Here is a 784-nt window from a genome sequence, read left to right as displayed (position 1 = left end):
GGTGCATGGCTTGGGGCTTTATCGGGGCTAACCTCTTATGAAGGTTTAAGGGCTTCTTTTCGTGAAGCCATTGCACAGCCTGATGTTCGCGCTGTTTTACTTGATATTGACAGCGGCGGTGGAGAAGCCGGCGGTGTGTTTGATTTAGTTGAAGAGTTTCAAACACTCTCAAAACAATACGACAAGCCCATTTGGGCGCATGCCAATGAGTTTGCCTGTTCAGCGGCTTATGCCATTGCTTGTGCTGCTTCTCAAATATGGGTAGCTCGTACAGGGGTTGTGGGCTCGATTGGGGTTGTTTGCGCCCATCTTGACCAATCCCGTGCAGATGAAAAACACGGGCATAAATGGACCTTTGTCTTTGAAGGTGATCACAAAGTTCATGGCAATCCTCATGAACCCTTGAGCGATACAGCACAGATAAAAATGCAAGCCGATTGCGCCCTGCTCTACGAGATGTTTGTCGATTTGGTGGCGCAAAACAGACGCTTAAATGCTGATGCAATTCGTGACACAAAAGCAGAAACTTTTATAGGCACCCAAGCTCTCAAACTTGGATTAGCAGATGTGCAAGGCACCCTTGCGCAAGCTTTGGAAGCCTTAACGGATTCCATATCACAAACCTCAACAGCAACAAAAGAAGGACAAAACACATGGCACGCACAAAATACCGCGCTGAAGAAGAGGAAGATGAAAAGATCGTCGACATCATCAATGACGAGGAAGAGGACGAAGACGATAGTGACATCGACAAAAACGCCGAAGACTTCGACGATGAAGAAGA

Annotated in this window: 1 protein-coding gene; it reads left to right on the top strand. The window is 47.2% G+C overall.

Annotation, left to right across the window (positions count from 1 at the left end; all coding sequences use genetic code 11):
* Window positions 1-784, top strand: a 784-nt coding sequence (locus ACFINF_RS09425; RefSeq protein WP_375620618.1) for a S49 family peptidase, incomplete at both ends; no start/stop codon positions are given.

Origin of the sequence: Bartonella sp. TS25HLJMH (assembly GCF_042193505.1) — a bacterium.
Classification (GTDB): domain Bacteria; phylum Pseudomonadota; class Alphaproteobacteria; order Rhizobiales; family Rhizobiaceae; genus Bartonella; species Bartonella grahamii.
This window is presented reverse-complemented; position numbering and strand designations above follow the sequence as displayed.